Annotated in this window: 20 protein-coding genes and 1 tRNA gene; 14 read left to right on the top strand and 7 right to left on the bottom strand. The window is 46.1% G+C overall.

Annotated features, from left to right (window positions below):
* Window positions 1-2: 2 nt before the first annotated feature.
* The 7 genes from pheT to A3Q3_RS0104200 all read left to right on the top strand — a co-directional run bounded on the left by pheT (window position 3) and on the right by A3Q3_RS0104200 (window position 9,212).
* Complete coding sequence (pheT, locus tag A3Q3_RS0104230) at window positions 3-2,354, top strand: phenylalanine--tRNA ligase subunit beta (protein ID WP_020182330.1); 2,352 nt, start codon at window positions 3-5, stop codon at window positions 2,352-2,354.
* 48 nt (window positions 2,355-2,402) lie between these two features.
* On the top strand, window positions 2,403-2,699 hold the full coding sequence (locus A3Q3_RS0104225) for an integration host factor subunit alpha (RefSeq protein ID WP_020182329.1): 297 nt from the start codon (window positions 2,403-2,405) through the stop codon (window positions 2,697-2,699).
* Between the two features lie 17 nt (window positions 2,700-2,716).
* Window positions 2,717-3,121, top strand: coding sequence for a MerR family transcriptional regulator (locus A3Q3_RS0104220; RefSeq protein WP_020182328.1), 405 nt, complete (start codon window positions 2,717-2,719; stop codon window positions 3,119-3,121).
* A gap of 93 nt (window positions 3,122-3,214) precedes the next feature.
* Window positions 3,215-3,291, top strand: a tRNA-Pro gene (locus tag A3Q3_RS0104215).
* 738 nt (window positions 3,292-4,029) lie between these two features.
* Entirely contained in the window at window positions 4,030-5,718 is a 1,689-nt protein-coding gene (locus tag A3Q3_RS0104210) for a bifunctional diguanylate cyclase/phosphodiesterase (RefSeq protein WP_232418357.1), read from the top strand.
* 272 nt (window positions 5,719-5,990) lie between these two features.
* Complete coding sequence (locus A3Q3_RS0104205; protein WP_020182326.1) at window positions 5,991-7,622, top strand: alpha-D-glucose phosphate-specific phosphoglucomutase; 1,632 nt, start codon at window positions 5,991-5,993, stop codon at window positions 7,620-7,622.
* Window positions 7,623-7,658: 36 nt separating this feature from the next.
* The gene (locus A3Q3_RS0104200; protein ID WP_020182325.1) at window positions 7,659-9,212 is read left to right on the top strand and encodes a M48 family metalloprotease; all 1,554 of its coding nucleotides are present in this window, start codon (window positions 7,659-7,661) and stop codon (window positions 9,210-9,212) included.
* A gap of 88 nt (window positions 9,213-9,300) precedes the next feature.
* On the opposite strand, the gene A3Q3_RS0104195 is transcribed toward A3Q3_RS0104200, so the two are convergent.
* From A3Q3_RS0104195 to iscX, 5 genes are all read right to left on the bottom strand, one after another.
* Window positions 9,301-9,777 carry a hypothetical protein gene (locus tag A3Q3_RS0104195; protein WP_020182324.1) on the bottom strand — a complete coding sequence of 159 codons (477 nt, stop codon included), beginning with the start codon at window positions 9,775-9,777 and terminating at the stop codon, window positions 9,301-9,303.
* Between the two features lie 154 nt (window positions 9,778-9,931).
* Entirely contained in the window at window positions 9,932-10,405 is a 474-nt protein-coding gene (locus A3Q3_RS0104190; protein WP_020182323.1) for a TIGR02281 family clan AA aspartic protease, read from the bottom strand.
* Window positions 10,406-10,408: 3 nt separating this feature from the next.
* Entirely contained in the window at window positions 10,409-11,812 is a 1,404-nt protein-coding gene (locus A3Q3_RS0104185; protein ID WP_020182322.1) for a phosphomannomutase/phosphoglucomutase, read from the bottom strand.
* Window positions 11,787-12,158, bottom strand: coding sequence for a DUF3307 domain-containing protein (locus A3Q3_RS0104180; RefSeq protein ID WP_020182321.1), 372 nt, complete (start codon window positions 12,156-12,158; stop codon window positions 11,787-11,789). Before A3Q3_RS0104180 ends, A3Q3_RS0104185 begins: the two co-directional genes overlap by 26 nt.
* Window positions 12,159-12,161: 3 nt before the next feature.
* Window positions 12,162-12,356, bottom strand: coding sequence for a Fe-S cluster assembly protein IscX (gene iscX / locus A3Q3_RS0104175; protein ID WP_020182320.1), 195 nt, complete (start codon window positions 12,354-12,356; stop codon window positions 12,162-12,164).
* Between the two features lie 378 nt (window positions 12,357-12,734).
* Between iscX and glyA the strand changes: the two genes are divergently transcribed.
* The 7 genes from glyA (at window position 12,735) to A3Q3_RS0104135 (ending at window position 18,885) form a co-directional block, all read left to right on the top strand.
* On the top strand, window positions 12,735-13,982 hold the full coding sequence (glyA, locus tag A3Q3_RS0104170) for a serine hydroxymethyltransferase (protein WP_020182319.1): 1,248 nt from the start codon (window positions 12,735-12,737) through the stop codon (window positions 13,980-13,982).
* A 3-nt stretch (window positions 13,983-13,985) separates the two neighbouring features.
* Entirely contained in the window at window positions 13,986-14,450 is a 465-nt protein-coding gene (gene nrdR, locus A3Q3_RS0104165) for a transcriptional regulator NrdR (protein ID WP_020182318.1), read from the top strand.
* 29 nt (window positions 14,451-14,479) lie between these two features.
* Window positions 14,480-14,857 carry a hypothetical protein gene (locus A3Q3_RS0104160; RefSeq protein WP_020182317.1) on the top strand — a complete coding sequence of 126 codons (378 nt, stop codon included), beginning with the start codon at window positions 14,480-14,482 and terminating at the stop codon, window positions 14,855-14,857.
* Window positions 14,858-14,942: 85 nt separating this feature from the next.
* On the top strand, window positions 14,943-16,046 hold the full coding sequence (gene ribD, locus A3Q3_RS0104155; RefSeq protein ID WP_020182316.1) for a bifunctional diaminohydroxyphosphoribosylaminopyrimidine deaminase/5-amino-6-(5-phosphoribosylamino)uracil reductase RibD: 1,104 nt from the start codon (window positions 14,943-14,945) through the stop codon (window positions 16,044-16,046).
* A 1-nt stretch (window position 16,047) separates the two neighbouring features.
* Window positions 16,048-16,860, top strand: coding sequence for a TatD family hydrolase (locus tag A3Q3_RS0104150; RefSeq protein ID WP_020182315.1), 813 nt, complete (start codon window positions 16,048-16,050; stop codon window positions 16,858-16,860).
* A gap of 268 nt (window positions 16,861-17,128) precedes the next feature.
* Window positions 17,129-18,199 (top strand): S-methyl-5-thioribose-1-phosphate isomerase, encoded by a 1,071-nt coding sequence (gene mtnA / locus A3Q3_RS0104140; RefSeq protein WP_020182313.1) that lies wholly within the window; start codon window positions 17,129-17,131, stop codon window positions 18,197-18,199.
* A gap of 8 nt (window positions 18,200-18,207) precedes the next feature.
* Window positions 18,208-18,885 carry a class II aldolase/adducin family protein gene (locus A3Q3_RS0104135; RefSeq protein WP_020182312.1) on the top strand — a complete coding sequence of 226 codons (678 nt, stop codon included), beginning with the start codon at window positions 18,208-18,210 and terminating at the stop codon, window positions 18,883-18,885.
* A gap of 11 nt (window positions 18,886-18,896) precedes the next feature.
* On the opposite strand, the gene A3Q3_RS0104130 is transcribed toward A3Q3_RS0104135, so the two are convergent.
* Both A3Q3_RS0104130 and aat read right to left on the bottom strand, forming a co-directional pair.
* Window positions 18,897-19,643 (bottom strand): arginyltransferase, encoded by a 747-nt coding sequence (locus A3Q3_RS0104130; protein WP_020182311.1) that lies wholly within the window; start codon window positions 19,641-19,643, stop codon window positions 18,897-18,899.
* Window positions 19,630-20,334, bottom strand: coding sequence for a leucyl/phenylalanyl-tRNA--protein transferase (gene aat, locus A3Q3_RS0104125; RefSeq protein WP_026361746.1), 705 nt, complete (start codon window positions 20,332-20,334; stop codon window positions 19,630-19,632). The genes A3Q3_RS0104130 and aat overlap by 14 nt, the downstream gene beginning before the upstream one ends.
* Window positions 20,335-20,336 lie beyond the last annotated feature (2 nt).

Genomic DNA, 20,336 nt, shown 5'->3' with positions numbered 1-20,336 from the left:
TTATGCAATTTTCAGAAAATTGGTTACGTACATTTGTTAATCTAGAGATGGATACGCAAGCATTAAGCCATGCGCTGACGATGACCGGGCTTGAGGTAGAAGAGCTCACCCCTGTTGCGCCTGCTTTTGAGAAAATTGTGGTGGGTGAGATTGTGTCTGCCGTTAAACATCCCGATGCGGATCGTTTACAAGTGTGTCAGGTAAAAATTGGCCAAGAAACGTTACAAATTGTCTGCGGTGCAGCTAATGCGCGTGTTGGCCTCAAAGCGCCTTGTGCATTGGTGGGTGCGGAATTACCTGGTATTTCCATCAAGCAAGCTAAAGTGCGCGGTGTGGAATCATTTGGCATGATGTGTTCATCCAAAGAGTTAGGCTTGGCAGCAGAAGCAACAGGGTTGTTAGAATTGCCTGCCGATGCGCCAGTAGGTCAGGATATTCGTGATTATTTGGATTTGAACGACACGCTCTTTACATTGAAGCTGACACCTAATCGTGCAGATTGTTTGAGTATTCTGGGTATTGCACGAGATGTAGTGGCCATGACGGGCGCGCCATTAAGTGTCCCGACTACTCAACCCCCAGCAATCACCACAGACAAAAGTATTTCAGTACAAGTACAGGCAACCGAGGCATGTCCGGCTTATTTTGGACGTGCCATCACCGGTGTAAATGCACAAGCACAATCTCCAGATTGGGTGGTGCGACGCTTGGAGCGTAGCGGTATCCGTAGCATCAGCGCTTTAGTCGATATCACTAATTATGTGTTGTTAGAGCTGGGGCAACCCATGCACGCGTTTGATTTGGACAAGTTGCAAGGCAATGTGAATGTACGTTTGGCAAAAGCGGGTGAGTCATTACAGCTATTAAATGGCAATACTGTGCAATTGGCAGCGGATGATTTAGTGATTGCTGACAATAGCGGTGCGATTGCACTGGCTGGTATTATGGGCGGCGAGCCTACCTCAGTGACAGATGTCACCACAGCTGTCTTTTTAGAAAGTGCTTTCTTTTCACCAGATGCAATCGCTGGCAAAGCCCGCCGCATTGGGCTGAGCACGGATTCATCTTATCGCTTTGAGCGCGGTGTGGATTTTGGTAATACAGCCAACGCATTGGCACGCGCTACGGATTTGGTACTTTCTATTTGTGGCGGTCAAGCAGGCCGCGTCACACAATCGGTGGCAACACTGCCAGTACGTAAGCAAGTCACATTACGTTATGACCGTTTACAATCCGTATTAGGCATTGATATTCCCTATGCAACGGTAGGTAAGTTGCTAACGCAATTAGGCTTCACATTTACCGAGCAAGACCATGTGTTTTTAGTGCAAGCGCCAAGCTATCGCTTTGATATCGCACGCGAAGAAGACTTGATTGAAGAAATTGCACGTTTATACGGCTACGACAAAATACCGGCCATCACGCCACATGCCAATTTGGCGATGCTCGAGCAATCTGAAAGCCGCTTAAATGTGGCTAGTTTGCGTGATGCAATGCAATCGCAAGGCTACCAAGAGGTGGTCACCTATAGCTTTGTGGATGAGGCTTGGGAGCGTGATTTGTTGGGCAATGCGTCGCCAATCCCGTTGAAAAATCCGATTGCTAGTAATATGAGTGTGATGCGCAGTGGTTTGTGGGGCGGTTTGCTAGATGTATTGAGTTATAACCTGAATCGCAAACAAGACCGTGCTTTGTTGTTTGAAGTGGGTAGTAGCTACCACACGGCTGCACAGGGCTATGCTGAACAGCAGAAACTCGCTGGTTTATTTTATGGCGATTTTCAGCCTGAGCAATGGGCATCCGATAAGCGCGAAGTAGACTTCTATGACGTAAAAGCCACGGTAGACGCACTGACTAAGCAGCAAGCAGAGTATCGCGTAGAGACACACACTGCGCTACATCCGGGACAAACTGCGCGTATTTATATCGATGGGAAAGCGCAAGGTTGGTTTGGTAAACTGCATCCCAAATGGCAGCAGGATTACAATTTTCCTAAAGCAACGTTCTTGTTTGAGCTGAATGTGGACGCGTTATTACATGCTTCTGTCCCGCAATACCAAGAAGTCTCTAAGTTTTTAGGGGTGAGACGTGATATTGCGGTGATCGTGAATGCTAATGTGCAAGTGCAAGCCATTATCGATGCAGTGAAAATGGCACAAATTCCATTGTTGCAACAGATACAATTGTTTGATGTTTACCAAGGAAAAGGTATCGCTGAAAACAAAAAAAGCCTTGCATTTCTTGTACTTATACAAGATACTCATAAAACTTTGGTCGACACCGAAGCCGAAGCCGCAATGGCTGAGTTGTTAAAAATACTCGAAAATCAATTTGGTGCCGAGTTACGTAATTAAGTACCGACTGTCCATCAAGAATTAAGTAAAAAGTAGTTAGGGGAGTTCATGACATTAACTAAAGCAGATTTAGCCGATTTGTTGTTTGAGCAAGTTGGGCTCAACAAACGTGAAGCTAAAGACATGGTAGAAGCGTTTTTTGAAGAAGTACGTACCGCGTTAGAAGCAGGCGATAGTGTGAAATTATCTGGTTTTGGTAACTTTGAATTACGTAAAAAATCAGAGCGTCCAGGTCGTAACCCAAAAACGGGTGAAGAAATCCCGATTACTGCAAGACGTGTAGTTACCTTTCACGCAAGCCAAAAGTTAAAAACTAAAGTAGAAGAGCATTACGCGAATCAATAACTTAAAAGTGAGTAAACATGGTTGAAGAGTCTCCCAAAGTACAGTTGCCACCTATCCCAGCCAAGCGTTATTTTACGATTGGTGAAGTGAGTGAGTTATGTGGTGTCAAACCACATGTGCTTCGTTATTGGGAACAAGAGTTCACACAGTTAAAACCTGTGAAACGTCGTGGTAATCGTCGTTATTACCAACATCACGAAGTGTTGCTCATCCGTAAAATTCGTGAGCTGTTGTATGAGCAAGGCTTTACCATCAGTGGCGCACGCAATCGTTTAGATGGGCAAGAGTCTACTGAGGCAGCGCCAGTCGCTGCTCCGGTAGTGGCGATAGCTCAGTCCATGGCGACGCCATTTGCTGACACTGTTGATTTGACGCAGGTACGTGCGCAGATTCGCCAAGTCATACAGTTGCTGCGCGCCTGATTTCTATTCCCCTTTTTGTTAAAATTATTGATTCTACATTCGGCGTATGGCTATTTTGATTTATAATGCCTGCACTGAAGTTTCAGTAAGGATCGGGGCGTAGCGCAGCCTGGTAGCGTACTTGCATGGGGTGCAAGGGGTCGTGTGTTCGAATCACACCGTCCCGACCAATAGAAACAAATAGACAGGCCACTCACTGAGTGGTTTTTTTATTTTAGGAGTGCTCATAGGGGTGCTTGAATCAAAACATATCACCTAATTCGAATCCAAATCACCACTTTCCGCCCTACTTCTAAAAGCAGTGAAAAGCAGCGTTTTTGCAACGCATAATTATTTCCATCAATGGCTTAAGTCGTGCTAAGGAGACAATGAGTGAGTGCGCAAACATTGCGACTGATACACAAGTCTGAGGTCTGTAATAAGGCAGGCCTAACCGAACGTTCTATAGCTAATTGATTAACGGAAGACACTTTTAAAACCAGTAAATATCGATGTATGTAACCCTGCTTGGGTTGAGGCAGAGGTATATTTGTAGATTAATCAGCGTATTTCAGATAGAGACCATAATATTCTCCCAGAAGGCCGTACAGCTTTCTGACTATATGCGCAAAACGCCCAAAACAAACACATAATTTTAGCAATTTGAATTGCATTTTGGCTGTCATGAGCCTAGTATCAGTAGCGCCTATATTCATTCTGCATACTTGATAATATCGGTCTAAATTTAATAACGAATAATAAAAACTGAAAGTTATCATGCTAACTAGAGTGCGTTACCCACATTGCCAGTCAACTCATCTCAAACATAGCACACCGCCAAGTCAGTTGTTTCATCATTTGGCTGATCTAAATTGAGTGCATCGGTACAAGTATTAGAATTAAAATATTCCGCGCTTGAAGCAGCAAATTTGGCGTTAGTTGCCGCAAATAAAGCACTCGCTCTTCAAAATGAAGAAAAAGAAAAGCGGGCGGCAGAACTTGCAATTGCAAATGGTGAGTTGGCTTATGAGAATTCAGAAAAGGAAAAGCGGGCGGCAGAGCTAGTGATAGCCAATACTGAGCTTGCGTACCAAAATCAAGAAAAAGAAAACCGCGCAGCCGAGCTGGTGGTTGCAAACAAAGAGTTAGCTTTTCAGAACAAAGAAAAAAGTAAAAGAGCCGCTGAACTGATTGTTGCTAATAAGGAGCTGGCTTTCCAAAATAAGGAAAAAAGCAAGCGTGCTGCAGAGCTAATAGAAGCGAACAAAGAGCTTGCGTTTCAAAATGATGAAAAGGAAAAACGTGCGAGCGAGATGAATGAACTGGCGTTTTATGATCCGCTCACAAAGCTGCCCAATAGAAAACTACTCGTAGATCGTCTTCAGCAAGCCTTATCCACAAGCCTCCGAACTGGCCAAGAGGGCGCAGTGCTTTACCTAGACTTAGATAATTTCAAGACACTCAATGACACCATCGGGCATGATTCTGGCAATTTACTGCTTGAGCAAGTGGCCAAGCGTATAGCGGCATGCTTGCGCGCAGTTGACACGGTGGCACGCATAGGCGGCGATGACTTTGTCATCCTACTGCAAGCACTGAGTACGCGTAACCTTGAGGCAGCAGCCCAAGCGAGAGCGATATCCAATAAAATTCTCATTGAATTAAATAAGCCTTACCAGCTTGAGCAAAATCCGTATGTCTGTACTTCAAGTATTGGTGTGACGCTGTTTAACCGCAAAGAATCGATGGTTGAGGAGTTGTTGCAGCAGGCAAATATTGCGATGTATCAAGCCAAAAAAGAAGGGGGAGATACCATCCGCTTCTATGACCCGCACATGCAAGAAGTGATTAATGCGAGAGCTTTACTCGAAGAAGAACTGCAGGTAGCCATTAGAGAAGAGCAATTTAAACTGTTTTACCAAGTTCAGGTAGACGCATCAGGTAAAGCGGTGGGGGCAGAAGGCTTGATTCGATGGATACATCCTGAACGCGGATTGATTTCCCCCATCCACTTTATCCCCCTGAGTGAAGAAACTGGTTTGATATTGCCAATAGGCGATTGGGTAATCAATACTGCTTGTGCTCAGTTACGCGACTGGCAACAGCAACCTCACACGCGTGAGCTAGGTTTATCTATCAATGTCAGTGCCAAACAATTTGCGCAATCCTACTTTGTGGATCAAGTGAAGCTCGCTTTGCAACGCTTTAATGTAAACCCGACACTGCTTAAACTTGAGCTTACAGAGGGCTTGTTGTTGCATGATGTCGACCAAGCCATTGATACGATGAATACTTTATGCAAAGTAGGTGTGCGATTCTCTTTAGATGATTTTGGCACCGGTTATTCCTCTTTGCAATATCTTAAAAAGCTCCCGCTGGAACAAATCAAAATTGATCAGTCGTTTGTGCGGGATATCGCCAATGATGAAATAGATAAATCAATTGTACGTACGATTATTGCAATGGCTGAGACAATGGAGCTAAATGTAATTGCTGAAGGTGTGGAAACGGAAGGGCAACGGCAAATACTATTGAGGGAAGGTTGCTCAAATTATCAAGGCTATTTATTTGGTAAACCAGTCCCAATTGAAAGTTTTGAGCAAGCATTAGTCGGATAAAAGATACGATATCCTCAGCAAATCGTTTCATTGCCATATCGACATCCGTTTAGTTTGTTAAACTATAACGGTGATTTCCAATTTATATAAGCAATAAAACACACAAGCCAGCCATATGCTGGTTTTTTTGTATCTGTTTCTTTTATGTAAATATCCATGTTGTGTAAATATCCATATTGGCAATTGTGATTCGCCTGAACTTGATTTATATTCTATTGAACCGTTCATCTTAATGAACTACCCTCTGTTAATCGCTTAGTTTAGGAATCTCCATGCAAGTCAGTCTTGTCAGCACCACGCCTTTTCCAGACCAAAAACCGGGCACATCCGGTCTGCGTAAAAAAGTCAAAGTTTTCCAACAAGCGCATTATCTGGAGAACTTTGTACAAAGTATTTTTGATTCGTTAGATATCCCAACAGGTGCTGTGTTGACGCTGGGTGGTGATGGGCGCTATTACAATGCGCAAGCGATTCAAACCATTATTAAAATGGCCGCTGCTAATGGGTTCTCTAAGGTCTTGGTGGGTAGAGGCGGTATCTTATCTACACCTGCTGCGTCGCATGTGATTCGCAAATATCAAACATTAGGCGGCATTATTCTGTCTGCAAGTCATAACCCGGCTGGGCCAGACGATGATTTTGGCATTAAATACAATACGCCCAACGGCGGACCTGCGCCCGAGAAAATCACAGAGGCTATTTTTACTATCTCAAAGACCATCCTGCAATATCAATTAGTCGATCTGCCATTAGTCGACCTAGATAAAATTGGGCTCACAGCATTTGATGGCTTTAGTGTTGAAGTGATTGACCCAGTACGTGATTATGCCGATTTAATGGAAAGCATGTTTGATTTTGCGGCAATACGCACATTGTTTGCCAATGGCTTCACCATGCAGTTTGATGCCATGCATGCAGTCACAGGGCCTTATGCACAGGAGATATTCGCACACAGATTAGGCGCATCTGACAGCAGCTTAATGAACTGTCAGGTCTCGGAAACATTTGGTGGTGGTCACCCTGACCCAAATCTGACTTATGCCGAAGCGTTGGTCAAAATTGTCTACGGATCTAATCCGCCCGATTTTGCGGCAGCATCCGATGGGGATGGTGACCGTAATATGATCTTAGGCAAAAGTTTTTTTGTCACGCCATCCGATAGTTTGGCGATTATTGCAGCCAATGCGCATTTGATTCCTGCCTACAAAGCTGGTTTGGCGGGTGTTGCACGCTCTATGCCAACCAGTGGGGCGGTGGATCGCGTTGCCAAAAAAATGAATATCGCCTGTTATGAAACACCTACCGGTTGGAAGTTCTTTGGTAATTTAATGGATGCCGATAAGGTAACGCTATGCGGTGAAGAGAGTTTTGGTACCGGCTCTAATCATGTGCGCGAAAAAGATGGCTTATGGGCGGTGTTGTGCTGGCTGAATATTATTGCTGCGCGCAAACAAAGTGTAGAGGCGATAGTCAGAGCGCATTGGGCGGAATATGGCCGTAACGTGTATTCCCGCCATGATTATGAAGGTATTCCGACTGAACAAGCCAATGCAGTCATGGCACATTTGAAAGCGCAATTCGAGACATTGGTTGGTCAAACGTTTGGTCGCTATACTGTGGCTACTTGTGATGATTTTAGTTATCAAGATCCGGTCGATCACTCTGTCAGCCGGGGACAAGGCATACGCGTTTTATTCCAATGTGGCTCAAGAATCATATTCAGATTGTCCGGCACCGGCACAGAAGGCGCGACCATCCGCATCTATCTTGAGGCTTTTGAACCAGACGCCAATCAACATCATTTAGATGCACAGGTGGCGTTGGCGGAAATGATTCAGTTGGCATTGAAGCTGTCGCAGCTAGTGGAAAAAACTGGACGCTCAGCACCTACGGTGATTACTTAATTGGCTGAAGAATAATAAGTGCATAAGGGGAAAATCATGAGATATTCGTGCAAATGGCTGAGCCTATGTGCAGTAGTCGCAGTGACGGCTTGCGGTACCAATCCTGTCACCAAAAAAACCGAGTTTCAATTTGTGTCTCAAGCACAAGAGATCTCAATTGGTACGCAAAACTATTCACCTGCGCGTCAATCGCAAGGGGGCGACTATGTGATTGATCCTGAGTTAACGGCTTACGTACAAGGGGTAGGTAAACGTCTGGCTGCTGTTTCGGATCGACCAGATTTGCCTTATGAATTCGTGGTATTGAATGACTCGATTCCGAATGCTTGGGCGATGCCAGGGGGCAAAATTGCGTTTAACCGTGGATTGTTATATGAGCTGAATAGCGAGGCGGAGTTGGCGGCAGTGATGGGGCATGAAATTGTGCATGCCGCTGCCCGACATGGCGCTAAAAGTATGGAGCGCGGTATTTTATTACAAGGCGCTATGATTGCGGTGGGGATAGGCGCACAAAACACGAATTATTCTAATTTGATTGTAGGTGGGGCGCAGCTAGGCGCACAGCTGGCTACCAGTAAATATGGACGTGATGCAGAGTCAGAATCAGACTTGTATGGCATGCAATATATGAAAAAAGCAGGGTACGACCCTACTGCAGCGGTAACACTGCAGGAGACGTTTGTGCGTTTGAGCGAAGGTAAGAAAAGCGACTTTATTACAGGGTTATTTGCCAGCCATCCACCATCACAAGAACGTGTAGATGCCAACAAGGAAACACTGGCCAGAATTGGTGCCGGAGGTGATTGGGGTAAAGAGGCGTATGCGCAAAAAGTAGGTAAAGTAAAGGCCACACGCGCTGCTTATAAAGCTTATGACGATGCATTGGTTGCCCTTAAAAAAGGCGATACCGCAGCGGCTACCAAATTGGCAAATCAGGCGATTGCAGGCGAGCCTAAAGAGGCAAGATTCCAAGAGCTGTTGGGCGATATTGCGCTGACGCAGAAAAAGCCACAAGAAGCATTGGGCTACTATGATAAAGCCATAAAAATGCAGCCGGATTATTTTAAGCCGCATATCCAAAGCGGTATTGCTTTATTTAATATGGGTAAAAAAGCAGAAGCTGAACCATTTTTAAATCGTGCTAATGCGCTGCTGCCAACGGCGCCAGGGCATGATTTGCTTGGGCAAATTGCAGAAGGGCGCGGGGAAACCGATGTGGCCCTCAAACACTACCAAACGGCAGCAGGCTCAGATTCGGATATAGGTAAAGACGCCAATGCGCGTGCGGTGCGTATTGATCTACCGCGTAATCCTGCCAAGTATATTCAGTCTGGCCCTGTGGCCGATAATAATGGTGCTGTGTATGCCGTAGTGCAAAATGCCACAGCGGTGCCAATTGGCAGGGTGCAAGTGCGCATGATTAAATATGATGCAAAAACAGGCAGGCCCGTCGCGCAAAGCAGACCGATGATTATTAATGGAGTTGCACCGGGTAAACGTAACCAGATTGCAGTAGGGGAAACGGTAAAAACACAGCAGGAGCTGCAGTTGTACAAAGTGGTGGTGGATGCGGCAGAGTTGGCGCAATAAATTGTAGCGTTATTCGCTAATCGATTAAGGCCAGCGATGCCGGCCTTAATACGAGAGAGTTACTTAATTAAGTGAATTGCTACGAGTATTAGTGACCGCCAAATACTTTAGCCACCCATTCCTGCGCATCCAATTGCTTGTCAGTCGACGTGTCCATTTTGTTGAAGATTGCACGGTGATGATTTAAGAACTCTTCACGTGTCACTAAGTGATCGGCATCGGTATCCATCATTTTCATCATTTTCATTGAACGCAGCTCTCGGGTGTAGCCGCCGGTAGCTAAATCAAGCTTGGTCTGTTTTGTCGTGCCAGCCCATTCTTTAGCGTCTAGTGAGTCATCTTGGTCTTTGTTCAATGCATCGAAAATACTGTTGTAATAAGCATCTGACTCAGCAATGGTGACCATATGGTTGCCATCTGCGTCCAGCATCTTCATCATTTCTAGCTTTTGCAGTTGGGTCGCATAACCGCCAGTACTTAGCATCGGTTCAGCTGCCATTAGTTGTGTAGTTGCGACCATTAGCATGGTTGCAACCAGTGTGGATAGTTTTAAATGTGTCTTCATGGTAAAGCTCCTCAAATATTAAAATGTGAATATTAAATGTGTAAGTGGCTAGCTAGCCACCATTAGTCACACCTTGTGAGGAATACTTACATAAAACACATTCTGTAAAAATATAGCTATAAAAAACAAAAACTTATATTTTTATTCAACTTGATTATTCAACTTGGCGAATCGTCATCTCGCCTTTAAATAAGCGCACGTCCATGCGCGCCAAAAAGCTCATGCCAAGTAAGACATCGCCTTCTAGGCCAGGGGCAATCATGGCAGATACGTTATTGGCTTCCACGCCACCGAGCTTAACGGAAGAGAGTCGCACCATATAGCCCACTGTGGTGCCGTTGGCTGTATTGGTGCGGACTGCCGTGAGGCTTTTTAATTGAAGTTTGTCTGCTACTGTTTGTGAGATGGCGACACCGGTTGCGCCGGTATCGACTAGTACATCTACTTGTTCGCCATTAATCAATGCTTCGGCGCGGTAGTGGCCATCCAACCCTCTTTTGAGTACCACGGTGTGGTCATGCCCTAGGGCTTGTAAGGTATTGGGCTGCTGAATGCGGTCAACCAGATAGTACACGACACTCGCCAGCGCAACCCAGATACATACAATCACTAGGGTATGTCTAGACATGATTTAGAATGGAATGGCAACGTGCGGTGCAGCTTCCCAAATGATCTCTTTAAACTGTGCCTGTATACGTTTGAGTGCTGCTTCACTATCGGCCTCAAAGCGCAATACAATCACAGGCGTGGTGTTAGATGGGCGCATTAAACCAAAGCCGTCTGGGTATTCCACACGCAGGCCATCAATCGTAATCACTTCATTTGCGCCTTGAAAATTAGCCGTTTTCTGTAGGGTATGAATCAAGGCATGTGGTTCGCCTTCGTTCATATGGATATGCTGTTCCGGCGTGCTGACGCTATCCGGTAGTTTATTCAGAATCTCTGATGGGTTGGGGAAGCGGCTCAGAATTTCTAGCAAGCGTGCGCCAGAGTAGAGGCCATCATCAAAGCCATACCAGCGTTTTTTGCCTTGTTTATGGTCATTAAAAAATACGTGGCCGCTCATTTCACCGGCAAGTGCGGCGTCGATTTCTTTAATCTTGGATTTGACGAGTGAGTGTCCGGTTTTCCACATCACCGCTTGCCCGCCTTTTTCTTGAATCCATGGCGTTAAGTTACGGGTCGATTTCACATCAAAGATGATGCTGGCATTGGGGTTGTTAGCTAATACATCCTCTGCAAACAGCATCAGCTGGCGATCTGGGTAAATGATTTTGCCATCTTTTGTCACCACGCCTAAACGGTCGCCATCGCCATCAAATGCTAAGCCAATTTCAGCGCGGCTGGTTTTCAGCGCATTGATTAAATCCTCTAGGTTTTCGGGCACAGAAGGGTCTGGGTGATGGTTAGGGAAATGGCCATCCACCTCGCAGAATAATTCATCCACGCTGCAACCAATGGCGTTATAAAGTGATTTTGCAAATGCACCGGCCACACCGTTGCCGCAATCCACCGCAATTTTCAGTGGGCGCGTCAGATTGATATCGGCCTTAATGGTTTGGATGTAGTCATCCGCAATGCTGTACTTACGCTCTAAGCCTTCACCATAGGTCAGTTGATTGTTTTCAATGCGTGCTTTTAATCCTTGAATCGCTTCGTTAGAAAGCGTTTCTCCTGCCAGCACCATTTTTAAGCCATTGTAATCAGGCGGGTTGTGGCTGCCAGTCACCATGACACCACATTGCGTGTTAAGAAAGTGTGCAGCAAAGTACACCATGGGGGTGGCGACCATACCTAAATTCACCACATCGATACCCGCTTTACGAATGCCGACGGATAATGCGTCCGCCAATTCTGGACCAGATAAACGGCCATCATAGCCAATGCAAATCTCTGATTGGCCGCGGTGCTTGGCTTCGGAACCTAGGGCATGGCCGATGCGCTCGACGATTTCCGGCGTAAGCGTTTTACCGACGATGCCGCGAATGTCATAGGCCTTGAAAATTTCTTTAGGTAAATTGATAGTTGAATGCATAGTAAATAATCACAAAATAAGTAATATGGTGCGCAAGTTGGTCAAATCCTAAAAGAATCCAGAACCAATTGCTGTTATCGGGGCGCAGGCCAAAGCGTTTGTTGAGTTGTAGCTTTGCCCAGTCAATGTGGTAGTGCACGATGAAATCGATCAGCGCGTAAAGCCAGGCGTGTTCGCCAATAAAAAAAACCAGTACCAGCCAAGTGCCAAGCGCGTGAATGGCAGAGTGTGTAATCCCACCTAAATGTAAATAAATGCCTTTGTTGCGATACATCCATGCAGAAGTTTGCAATGGGAAGTCGCATACAAAGTGCTTTACAAATAATAAGAAGAGCGCTTCAAACATGTGCTATTCGGCTTCATCTATCCAAGCAAGTTGAATCGCTTCTAAAATCTTTTCACCACAATGGGCCGGTAGATCATCAAATCCATCCAAGGCCAATGTCCATTCCATCAAGTCGGTAAACCGGATAGTTTTAGGATCTACTTCGGGGTGTTTGTCGTATAGCGCTTCAGCAATGCGCTGACTATCGGTCCATTTCATGTTGCATCCTTGGTTAAGCCAATCAGATGCGATTATAGCCTGCTTGGTATGCAGAGGTAAGTAGCCACAATGGGCCAGCAATACTGCCGTAGGCAAAAAAATGCCCAACACGAGTGTTGGGCCTAGGGGGAGCGATTTTGGAGATATGCGCTTAATTTATGTTTAGCAAACACCGTGCCAAGTAATTTAGTTTATTTAATTCAATGAGTTATTGAAAATCCTGATATTGAGTGCTGGTTTAGAGGCGGTGTGTGGTGGTTCGAATGAACCAAAATGGTGCATATGTGCACCACACATAAAGTAATCATGACTGTTTATGCACCATATACATCATGTTAAACTCACGTTTCTAAATTTTCAGCTTTATGGATGCCTCTCATGTTTAGCACTTCTCGCAATTTAAAAATCGCAGATCCTTCGTTAGCCAAGATGATTGAAGACGAAGTCGTTCGTCAATATCAGCATATTGAACTCATCGCGTCAGAGAACTACACCAGCCCAGCGGTGATGGAAGCACAGGGCTCTCAATTGACCAACAAATATGCAGAGGGCTACCCAGGTAAACGTTTTTACGGTGGTTGCGAATATGTAGACCAAGTAGAGCAATTGGCGATTGATCGCTTAAAGCAAATCTATGGTGCAGAATACGCGAACGTGCAGCCACACTCAGGCTCTCAGGCTAACCAAGCCGTGTATTTTTCTATCCTTAAACCGGGTGATACCGTGATGGGGATGAACCTAGGTCATGGTGGTCACTTAACCCATGGATCACCGGCTAATCTTTCAGGCAAGCTATTTAACATTGTGGCCTATGGCCTGAATGATAAAGAAGAGATTAATTACGATGAAATGGAGCGTATTGCCATTGAAGCTAAACCAAAGCTCCTGATTGGTGGGGCCAGTGCGTATGCCTTGCGTTTTGATTGGGCACGCATGGCTGAGATTGCCAAAAAAGTGGGCGCCTATTTCATGGTGGATATGGCGCATTACTCTGGTTTGATTGCGGCAGGTGTCTATCCTAACCCAGTGCCGCATGCAGATTTTGTGACGTCAACTACGCACAAAACCTTACGCGGCCCACGTGGTGGGATCATTTTAGCCAAAGCCGAATACGAGAAAATGCTGAATTCAAATGTGTTCCCGAGCTTGCAAGGTGGCCCATTGATGCACGTGATTGCTGGTAAAGCCACTGCGTTCTTGGAAGCACAGCAGCCTGAGTTTAAAGTGTATCAAGCGCAAGTGCTTAAAAATGCTGATGTAATGGCGAAAACATTAGCAGCTCGCGGCTTACGTATTATTTCTGGCCGTACTGAGTCACATGTATTCCTAGTGGATTTACGTCCAAAAGGGTTAACCGGTAAAGCAGCCGATGCCTATTTGGGTCAAGCGCACATTACTGTGAATAAGAATGCGATTCCTAACGATCCAGAAAGCCCATTCGTGACCTCTGGTATCCGTATCGGTTCACCTGCGATTACGACACGTGGCTTTAAAGAGGCAGAGGCTGAGCAAGTGGCGCATTTGATTGCAGATGTATTGGATAACCCAACTTCAGAAGCCGTGATTGCTGCAACCAAAGAAAAAGTGCATGCCTTAACCAGTCGCTTCCCTGTGTACGGAGCATAACGCTTGAAATGTCCATTTTGTGGTGACAACGATACCCAAGTCATTGATTCCCGTATTAATGACGAGGGTGACTCTATTCGCCGCCGCCGTCGCTGCAGCGCTTGCGACAAGCGATTCACCACGTATGAAACGGCTGAATTGCATATGCCGCAAGTGGTCAAACAAAACGGCACACGTGAGGAATTTAATCGCGATAAGTTAAGGTTGTCATTTACGCGTGCATTGCACAAGCGTCCAGTGCCAACCGAATACGTGGACAGAGCGCTAGACCATATCGTGCAAAAAATCCTCAGTTTGGGCGAGCGTGAGATTCCAGCGCGGGATTTAGGGGAAAGCGTCATGCAAGAGCTTAAGCTCATGGATAAAGTGGCTTATATTCGATTTGCTTCGGTGTACCGTAGCTTCTCCGATGTGGATGACTTCCATGATGTGATTCGTGATTTGGATATACCACGTAAGAAAAAATAAACGCATGCGTTTGAGATAAGGATAGCTCGATGAAACTAATAAATGCTGCTTCGATTGCACTGGCTGTATTCACGTTATTGCTCACTATAGTGTTTTTTACTTGGTGGGCGTTTAAAGACCAAGCGGTGTTTGGTAGTGAAAAGTTTGATCAAACCAGATGGATGCAGAGCGCCGCTACTCTGGAGCAAGAGTGCAAGCGTGGTGACATGGCCTATGATTTAAAAGAGCATATTCTGATTAAAGGCGCGCAACGTGAAGCCGTGATGGCCTTGCTTGGGCGCCCCAGCCTAGAAGACACCAATGCCATTGAATACGATTTAGGCAAGTGTATGCATGTGTACCATGCTTTGCGTATTTTCTTTGATGAGAATGGCCGTTTGATGCACTCCCGTATCTCCTCACACTAAACGCTTGTTTACGCTAGGCAAGCACCTAGCGTAAATCCACATTTTCTTTATTGTGTAATGCCCGCACCGCCCATTACAATGCAGTATGTTTTCTGCACTTGATTATCTATACATGCAGCGCGCTTTGCAACTGGCGGAGCGCGGTCTCTATACCACCACACCTAACCCGCGGGTAGGGTGTGTCATTGTTCATCAACAAAAAATAGTAGGTGAGGGCGCACACCTCAAGGCGGGAGAGCCTCATGCTGAGGTATATGCCTTACAGCAAGCTGGACAGCATGCGCGTGGGGCAACTGCCTATGTCACGCTAGAGCCTTGCAGCCACCACGGACGCACACCGCCTTGTGCCGATGCGCTACTCAAAGCCGGAGTTGTCAAAGTCATTGCGGCGATGGTGGACCCAAATCCCTTGGTAGCGGGTAAAGGTTTGGCCTATTTACAAGCGCATGGTATTGAAACCCAGCATGGGCTAATGGAAACGCAAGCAAAGGCACTTAATCCTGGCTTTATTTTGCGTATGTCGCAGCAAATGCCGTGGGTCCGTTGCAAAATCGCGGCAAGTTTAGATGGCAAAACCGCGATGGCAAATGGCCACAGCCAATGGATAAGTTCAGAAGCATCGCGTCTGGATGTGCAGCACTGGCGCGCTAGGTCTTGTGCCATACTCACTGGTATCGGTACTGTACTTGCCGATAATCCTCAACTGACCGTACGTGATATTCCTGACGCACGCCAGCCACTGCGCGTGGTGGTGGACAGTCAGCTGCGCATGCCTATGGATGCACGTATTACGCAAGGCGGATCTACTATGATTGCCTACGCCACGGACTCCCTACAACGTACGTCTTATTGGGTAGATCAGGGTGTAACTTTGTTTCATGCGGCAGATGCACAGGGGCAGGTGTGCCTAAATACGCTGTTAAAGCACCTAGCGCACTGCCAAATGAACGAGGTGATGGTAGAGGCTGGGCAAGGATTAAACGGCGCGCTAATCGCACGCCAGTTGGTGAACGAGTTGCTCATGTATTACGCCCCTAAATTGATGGGCGGGCAAGCCCACGATATGTTGGCAATGCCTAGTCTCACGCATATGTCCCAAGCCATTGATTTAAACATTACCGATATCAGGCAGTTTGGGGCGGATATTCGTGTGCTGGCACTGCCAGAGTACGCATCGGCAGTTACTTAATATGTTGATTGATACACATTGCCACTTGGATGCCCCTGAATTTAATGCCGACCGCGATGCGCAGGTGCAGGCGAGTATTGCGCAAGGGGTTGCAGCCATTGTTGTGCCCGCAGTGTGTGCCAATAATTTTCAAACAGTAATAGCGCTATCCGATCAATACCCACAATGCTGGTACGCGCTTGGCTGGCACCCGATGTACATTGATGCAGCGCAACCGAGTGACATGCACACTTTGCGGCAATTGATTGCACAACATGTAGGCACATCAAATAAACTGGTAGCGGTCGGTGAAATTGGTTTGGATTTTTTTGTCACCAAGCAAAATGCAGAAACGCAAAGCTATTTCTTTACCGAGCAATTAAAAATGGCGCGGGATTTCGATTTGCCGGTGATTCTGCATGTACGACGTGCGGTAGACGATGTGCTCAAGCATCTGCGCCGTCATAGCGTACGTGGCGGGATAGCACATGCGTTTAATGGCAGCTTGCAACAAGCGGAGATGTTTGTAGAGATGGGTTTTAAGCTAGGATTTGGTGGTGCCATGACCTACACCCGTGCGCTCAAGATCAGAGCGCTAGCCAAAGCAGTCGGCATGGATGCGATTGTATTAGAGACAGATGCGCCAGATATTCCCCCGGAATGGCTAGGTACGCAGGGTAGAAATAGCCCAAAAGAGCTAATGAAAATCGCTGAGATTTTGGCTGAGTTAAGGGGGATGCACGTGACGCAAATCATTGAAAATACAAGCAAAAATTCTATCGATATTTTTCCAAAATTAGCGTATTTATGCACACCACTTGAAGTGTTACATTAAGTTTCGTTAAAAAGTGTTATTAAACCAAGGGGATATTGTAAGTAATTGATTTTATTAATAAAAAAAATAGATTAAAAAATGAACTTTTAGAAAAAGTCCTTATAAAATGGTAAGTTACGTTTTTAAGACACAGTAATCCACAAAGTTATCCACAGATTTTGTGGATGGAAAAAATCAATATTATTTATTTTAAAAATGCAATTATTTTTTTGATATTTTTTTCATTTGAACCGCTTGCAATTTCATTAAAAAAACTAACGGTTATATTATGAACATTGAGCAACAACATTACCGCACCATCTGGCCAGACACCCAAACACGCTATGTCACCATTATTGACCAGACACGTTTGCCATTTGCGTTTGAGCTGGTGCGCATAGATTCCGTTGCTGCAATGGTGACCGCCATCAACACCATGCAAGTGCGGGGAGCACCCTTGATTGGTGTGTCTGCTGCTTATGGTATTGCCTTGGCCATGAATCAAGATACTTCGGATGCCGCGCTGGCTGCTGCAGCACAACAGTTATTACAAAGTAGGCCGACTGCCGTGAACTTGGCTTGGGCGGTTCAGCGTATGCAGACTTACTTAATGCAGCTGCCTACATCATTGCGTCGTGATGGTGCATGGCAGGAGGTGGCAACCATGGCCGATGAAGATGTGCTGCAAAATCAGGCAATTGGGCGACATGGTTTGGTGTGTATACAAAAACGCTATACAGATAAACCGGTGCAAATTCTGACACATTGCAATGCTGGTTGGTTAGCCACGGTGGATTATGGCACTGCGCTGGCACCGATATATGCTGCACATGATGCGGGAATACCTGTGCACGTGTGGGTGGACGAAACGCGCCCGCGTAACCAAGGGGCGAGCTTAACGGCTTGGGAACTGGCCCAGCATGGCGTACCGCATACTGTGATTACCGATAATGCCGGTGGACATTTGATGCAGCATGGGCAGGTGGATATGGTGATTGTGGGCGCAGACCGCGTCACGCGTACAGGTGATGTCTGTAACAAGATAGGCACCTATTTGAAAGCATTGGCGGCGTTTGATCAGCAAATCCCTTTTTATGCGGCGGTACCTAGCCCTACGATTGATTGGCAAATGCAAAACGGTTTACTGGACATTGAAATTGAAGAACGTAATCCGGAAGAGGTGGCGTGCATACAGGGATTGACCGCACAAGGTACTATTGAGAATGTGCGTGTGATTCCATTGCAAAGCCAAGCACTTAACCCGGCCTTTGATGTGACACCGGCCAGATTGGTCACAGGCATCATTACTGAAAAAGGCGTGTATGCGCCTGATATGCTTACATCATTACAGTCGTATTGATCGCCACTATGTTTAATACAGATACAGAGTTTCATACAGGTGCGGATTTAGCGGTAGCATTATTACAGACCGCACAGCAATTACAGCAGGCCGGACTCAATAAAGGTACTTCTGGCAATGTGAGCGTACGCAATGCGACAGGCTTTTTGATTACACCCTCTGGTGTACCGGTAGATGCGTTATCAGCCACAACCATGGTACAGATGGGGTTAGATGGTATCGCTGAAACCGATAAGAAACCATCCAGTGAATGGCGGTTCCATCGTGATATTTTGCAGCAACGGCCGGAAGTCAATGCAGTGGTGCATACGCATAGCATGTTTGCCACGACGCTGGCATGTTCGCATCGTGAAATCCCTGCTTTTCATTACATGATTGCCGTGGCCGGCGGTGCCAATATTCGTTGTGCACCGTATGCACTGTTTGGCTCGCAAGCACTCTCGGATGCAGCGATTGAGGCGTTGAAGGCACGTAAAGCCTGCCTGCTGGCAAACCATGGCGTGATTGCGCTTGGTAAAGACTTAGCTGAAGCCTTGTCGATTGCAATAGAAGTGGAGAATCTGGCGGAGCAATATTGGCGTGCCTTGCAGTTGGGTACGCCTTATATACTTAGTGAAGTAGAAATGCAGGCGGTGTTTGCGCAGTTTAAAGGTTACGGTAGTTGGGCTGACCCATTAGAAATTTAAATCATATGGCTTCATGCTATATGATTATTTTCAATCCACTCGCCATCAATCAATTGTTCTTGAGGTTTAAAGCGTTGTTTATAAGCCATTTTTTGGCTCTGCGCTATCCAGTAGCCTAGATACAAATAAGGCAGCTGAAGCGTTTTGATCCATTCGGCCAACCACACAATGGCATACGTCCCATAACTATTTTTAGCATCGGTTGCGTCGTAAAATGTATATACGGCCGACACGCCATCTTGTACAACATCAATGACACTGACGATTTTGATTTGCCCTTGTGCGTCAGCAAACTCAATCATCAAGCTTTCTACATTGCTTAGGCACAAAAACTGGCGGTATTGCTCGGCTTCATTGCTTTCTATTGCAATGCCTGCCGTATCATCGCGGTGTCGTAATTGCTGATATTGCGCATACAAATTAAAGTGCGCATCGTGAAAATCTAGCGGTAATATCCTGACCGATAACTCTTGATGTTGTTTAAACGCGCGTTGCTGGCTGCGCGATGGAGAAAAACGTGCAAGCACTAAGCGCACGGGTGTACACGCATGGCAATGTTCGCAATGTGGGCGGTAGGCAAATTTGCCGCTACGTCTAAACCCTTGTTGGATCAAGCCACTGTAGACCTGCGCATTGACCAATGACTGCGGAGACGCGATTAAACTTTGCGCAAGCTGGTTGGGCAGGTAACCACACGGATAAGGCGTGGTGACATAGAACTGTAGTTTTTGCAGGGAAGGTTCGTTAGGGAGCGTCATGTTGGGCTTGTGTAAGTGTTTGCAGTTGCTGAATAAACAGATCGCGTTCAATTTCGCGTCCGCCAAATTGTGTCAATAAAGGCGTGCGCATCTGGCAGTCAATTAGCCCAACATCTTGTTGTATAAGGTATTGCACTAAGTGTACAAACGCCACTTTAGATGCTTCTGACACATGGTGAAACATGCTTTCTCCATAAAACATACGCTGTATTTGAATGCCGTAGCAACCGCCCACTAACACACCGTTTTGCCAACTCTCCACAGAAATCGCATAGCCTGCTGCGTGCAGCTCGCAGTAAGCGTCAATCATGGCCGGGCTAATCCAAGTACCGGATTGCTGAGGCCTAGGTGTTGCGCTGCAAGCAGTGATCACCTCACGAAACGCAGTATTGATGCGTACTTCAAACAATTGCTTGTGAATTGTTTTTGAGAGTGAACGCGAGACCTTTAGTTCCTCTGGATACAACACCATGCGCGGATGTGGACTCCACCATAATATCGGTTCGCCCTCACTAAACCAAGGGAAAATCCCCTGTTGATACGCGTCTAACAAACGTGTCATGGTTAACTCACCACCAATGGCAATTAAGCCATTGGGTTCTGTTAATGCCTGATGAAGTGGCGGAAAAGCATTGTGCCGATTCAATGCCAGTACATTGCCGGTCGGTAATTGATAGTAGGCATCGGTCATGG

This window comes from Methylotenera sp. 1P/1 (assembly GCF_000384355.1).
Taxonomy (GTDB): Bacteria; Pseudomonadota; Gammaproteobacteria; order Burkholderiales; family Methylophilaceae; genus Methylophilus.
The sequence above is the reverse complement of the archived record's forward strand: the minus strand, read 5'-3'. Positions and strand labels throughout refer to the sequence as shown.

Coding starts and splice junctions, on each gene's coding strand:
- pheT (WP_020182330.1), top strand. CDS start 3: ATGCAATTTTCAGAAAATTGGTTACGTACATTTGTTAATCTAGAGATG.
- A3Q3_RS0104225 (WP_020182329.1), top strand. CDS start 2,403: ATGACATTAACTAAAGCAGATTTAGCCGATTTGTTGTTTGAGCAAGTT.
- A3Q3_RS0104220 (WP_020182328.1), top strand. CDS start 2,717: ATGGTTGAAGAGTCTCCCAAAGTACAGTTGCCACCTATCCCAGCCAAG.
- A3Q3_RS0104205 (WP_020182326.1), top strand. CDS start 5,991: ATGCAAGTCAGTCTTGTCAGCACCACGCCTTTTCCAGACCAAAAACCG.
- A3Q3_RS0104200 (WP_020182325.1), top strand. CDS start 7,659: ATGAGATATTCGTGCAAATGGCTGAGCCTATGTGCAGTAGTCGCAGTG.
- A3Q3_RS0104195 (WP_020182324.1), bottom strand. CDS start 9,777: ATGAAGACACATTTAAAACTATCCACACTGGTTGCAACCATGCTAATG.
- A3Q3_RS0104190 (WP_020182323.1), bottom strand. CDS start 10,405: ATGTCTAGACATACCCTAGTGATTGTATGTATCTGGGTTGCGCTGGCG.
- A3Q3_RS0104185 (WP_020182322.1), bottom strand. CDS start 11,812: ATGCATTCAACTATCAATTTACCTAAAGAAATTTTCAAGGCCTATGAC.
- A3Q3_RS0104180 (WP_020182321.1), bottom strand. CDS start 12,158: ATGTTTGAAGCGCTCTTCTTATTATTTGTAAAGCACTTTGTATGCGAC.
- iscX (WP_020182320.1), bottom strand. CDS start 12,356: ATGAAATGGACCGATAGTCAGCGCATTGCTGAAGCGCTATACGACAAA.
- glyA (WP_020182319.1), top strand. CDS start 12,735: ATGTTTAGCACTTCTCGCAATTTAAAAATCGCAGATCCTTCGTTAGCC.
- A3Q3_RS0104160 (WP_020182317.1), top strand. CDS start 14,480: ATGAAACTAATAAATGCTGCTTCGATTGCACTGGCTGTATTCACGTTA.
- ribD (WP_020182316.1), top strand. CDS start 14,943: ATGTTTTCTGCACTTGATTATCTATACATGCAGCGCGCTTTGCAACTG.
- A3Q3_RS0104150 (WP_020182315.1), top strand. CDS start 16,048: ATGTTGATTGATACACATTGCCACTTGGATGCCCCTGAATTTAATGCC.
- mtnA (WP_020182313.1), top strand. CDS start 17,129: ATGAACATTGAGCAACAACATTACCGCACCATCTGGCCAGACACCCAA.
- A3Q3_RS0104135 (WP_020182312.1), top strand. CDS start 18,208: ATGTTTAATACAGATACAGAGTTTCATACAGGTGCGGATTTAGCGGTA.
- A3Q3_RS0104130 (WP_020182311.1), bottom strand. CDS start 19,643: ATGACGCTCCCTAACGAACCTTCCCTGCAAAAACTACAGTTCTATGTC.
- aat (WP_026361746.1), bottom strand. CDS start 20,334: ATGACCGATGCCTACTATCAATTACCGACCGGCAATGTACTGGCATTG.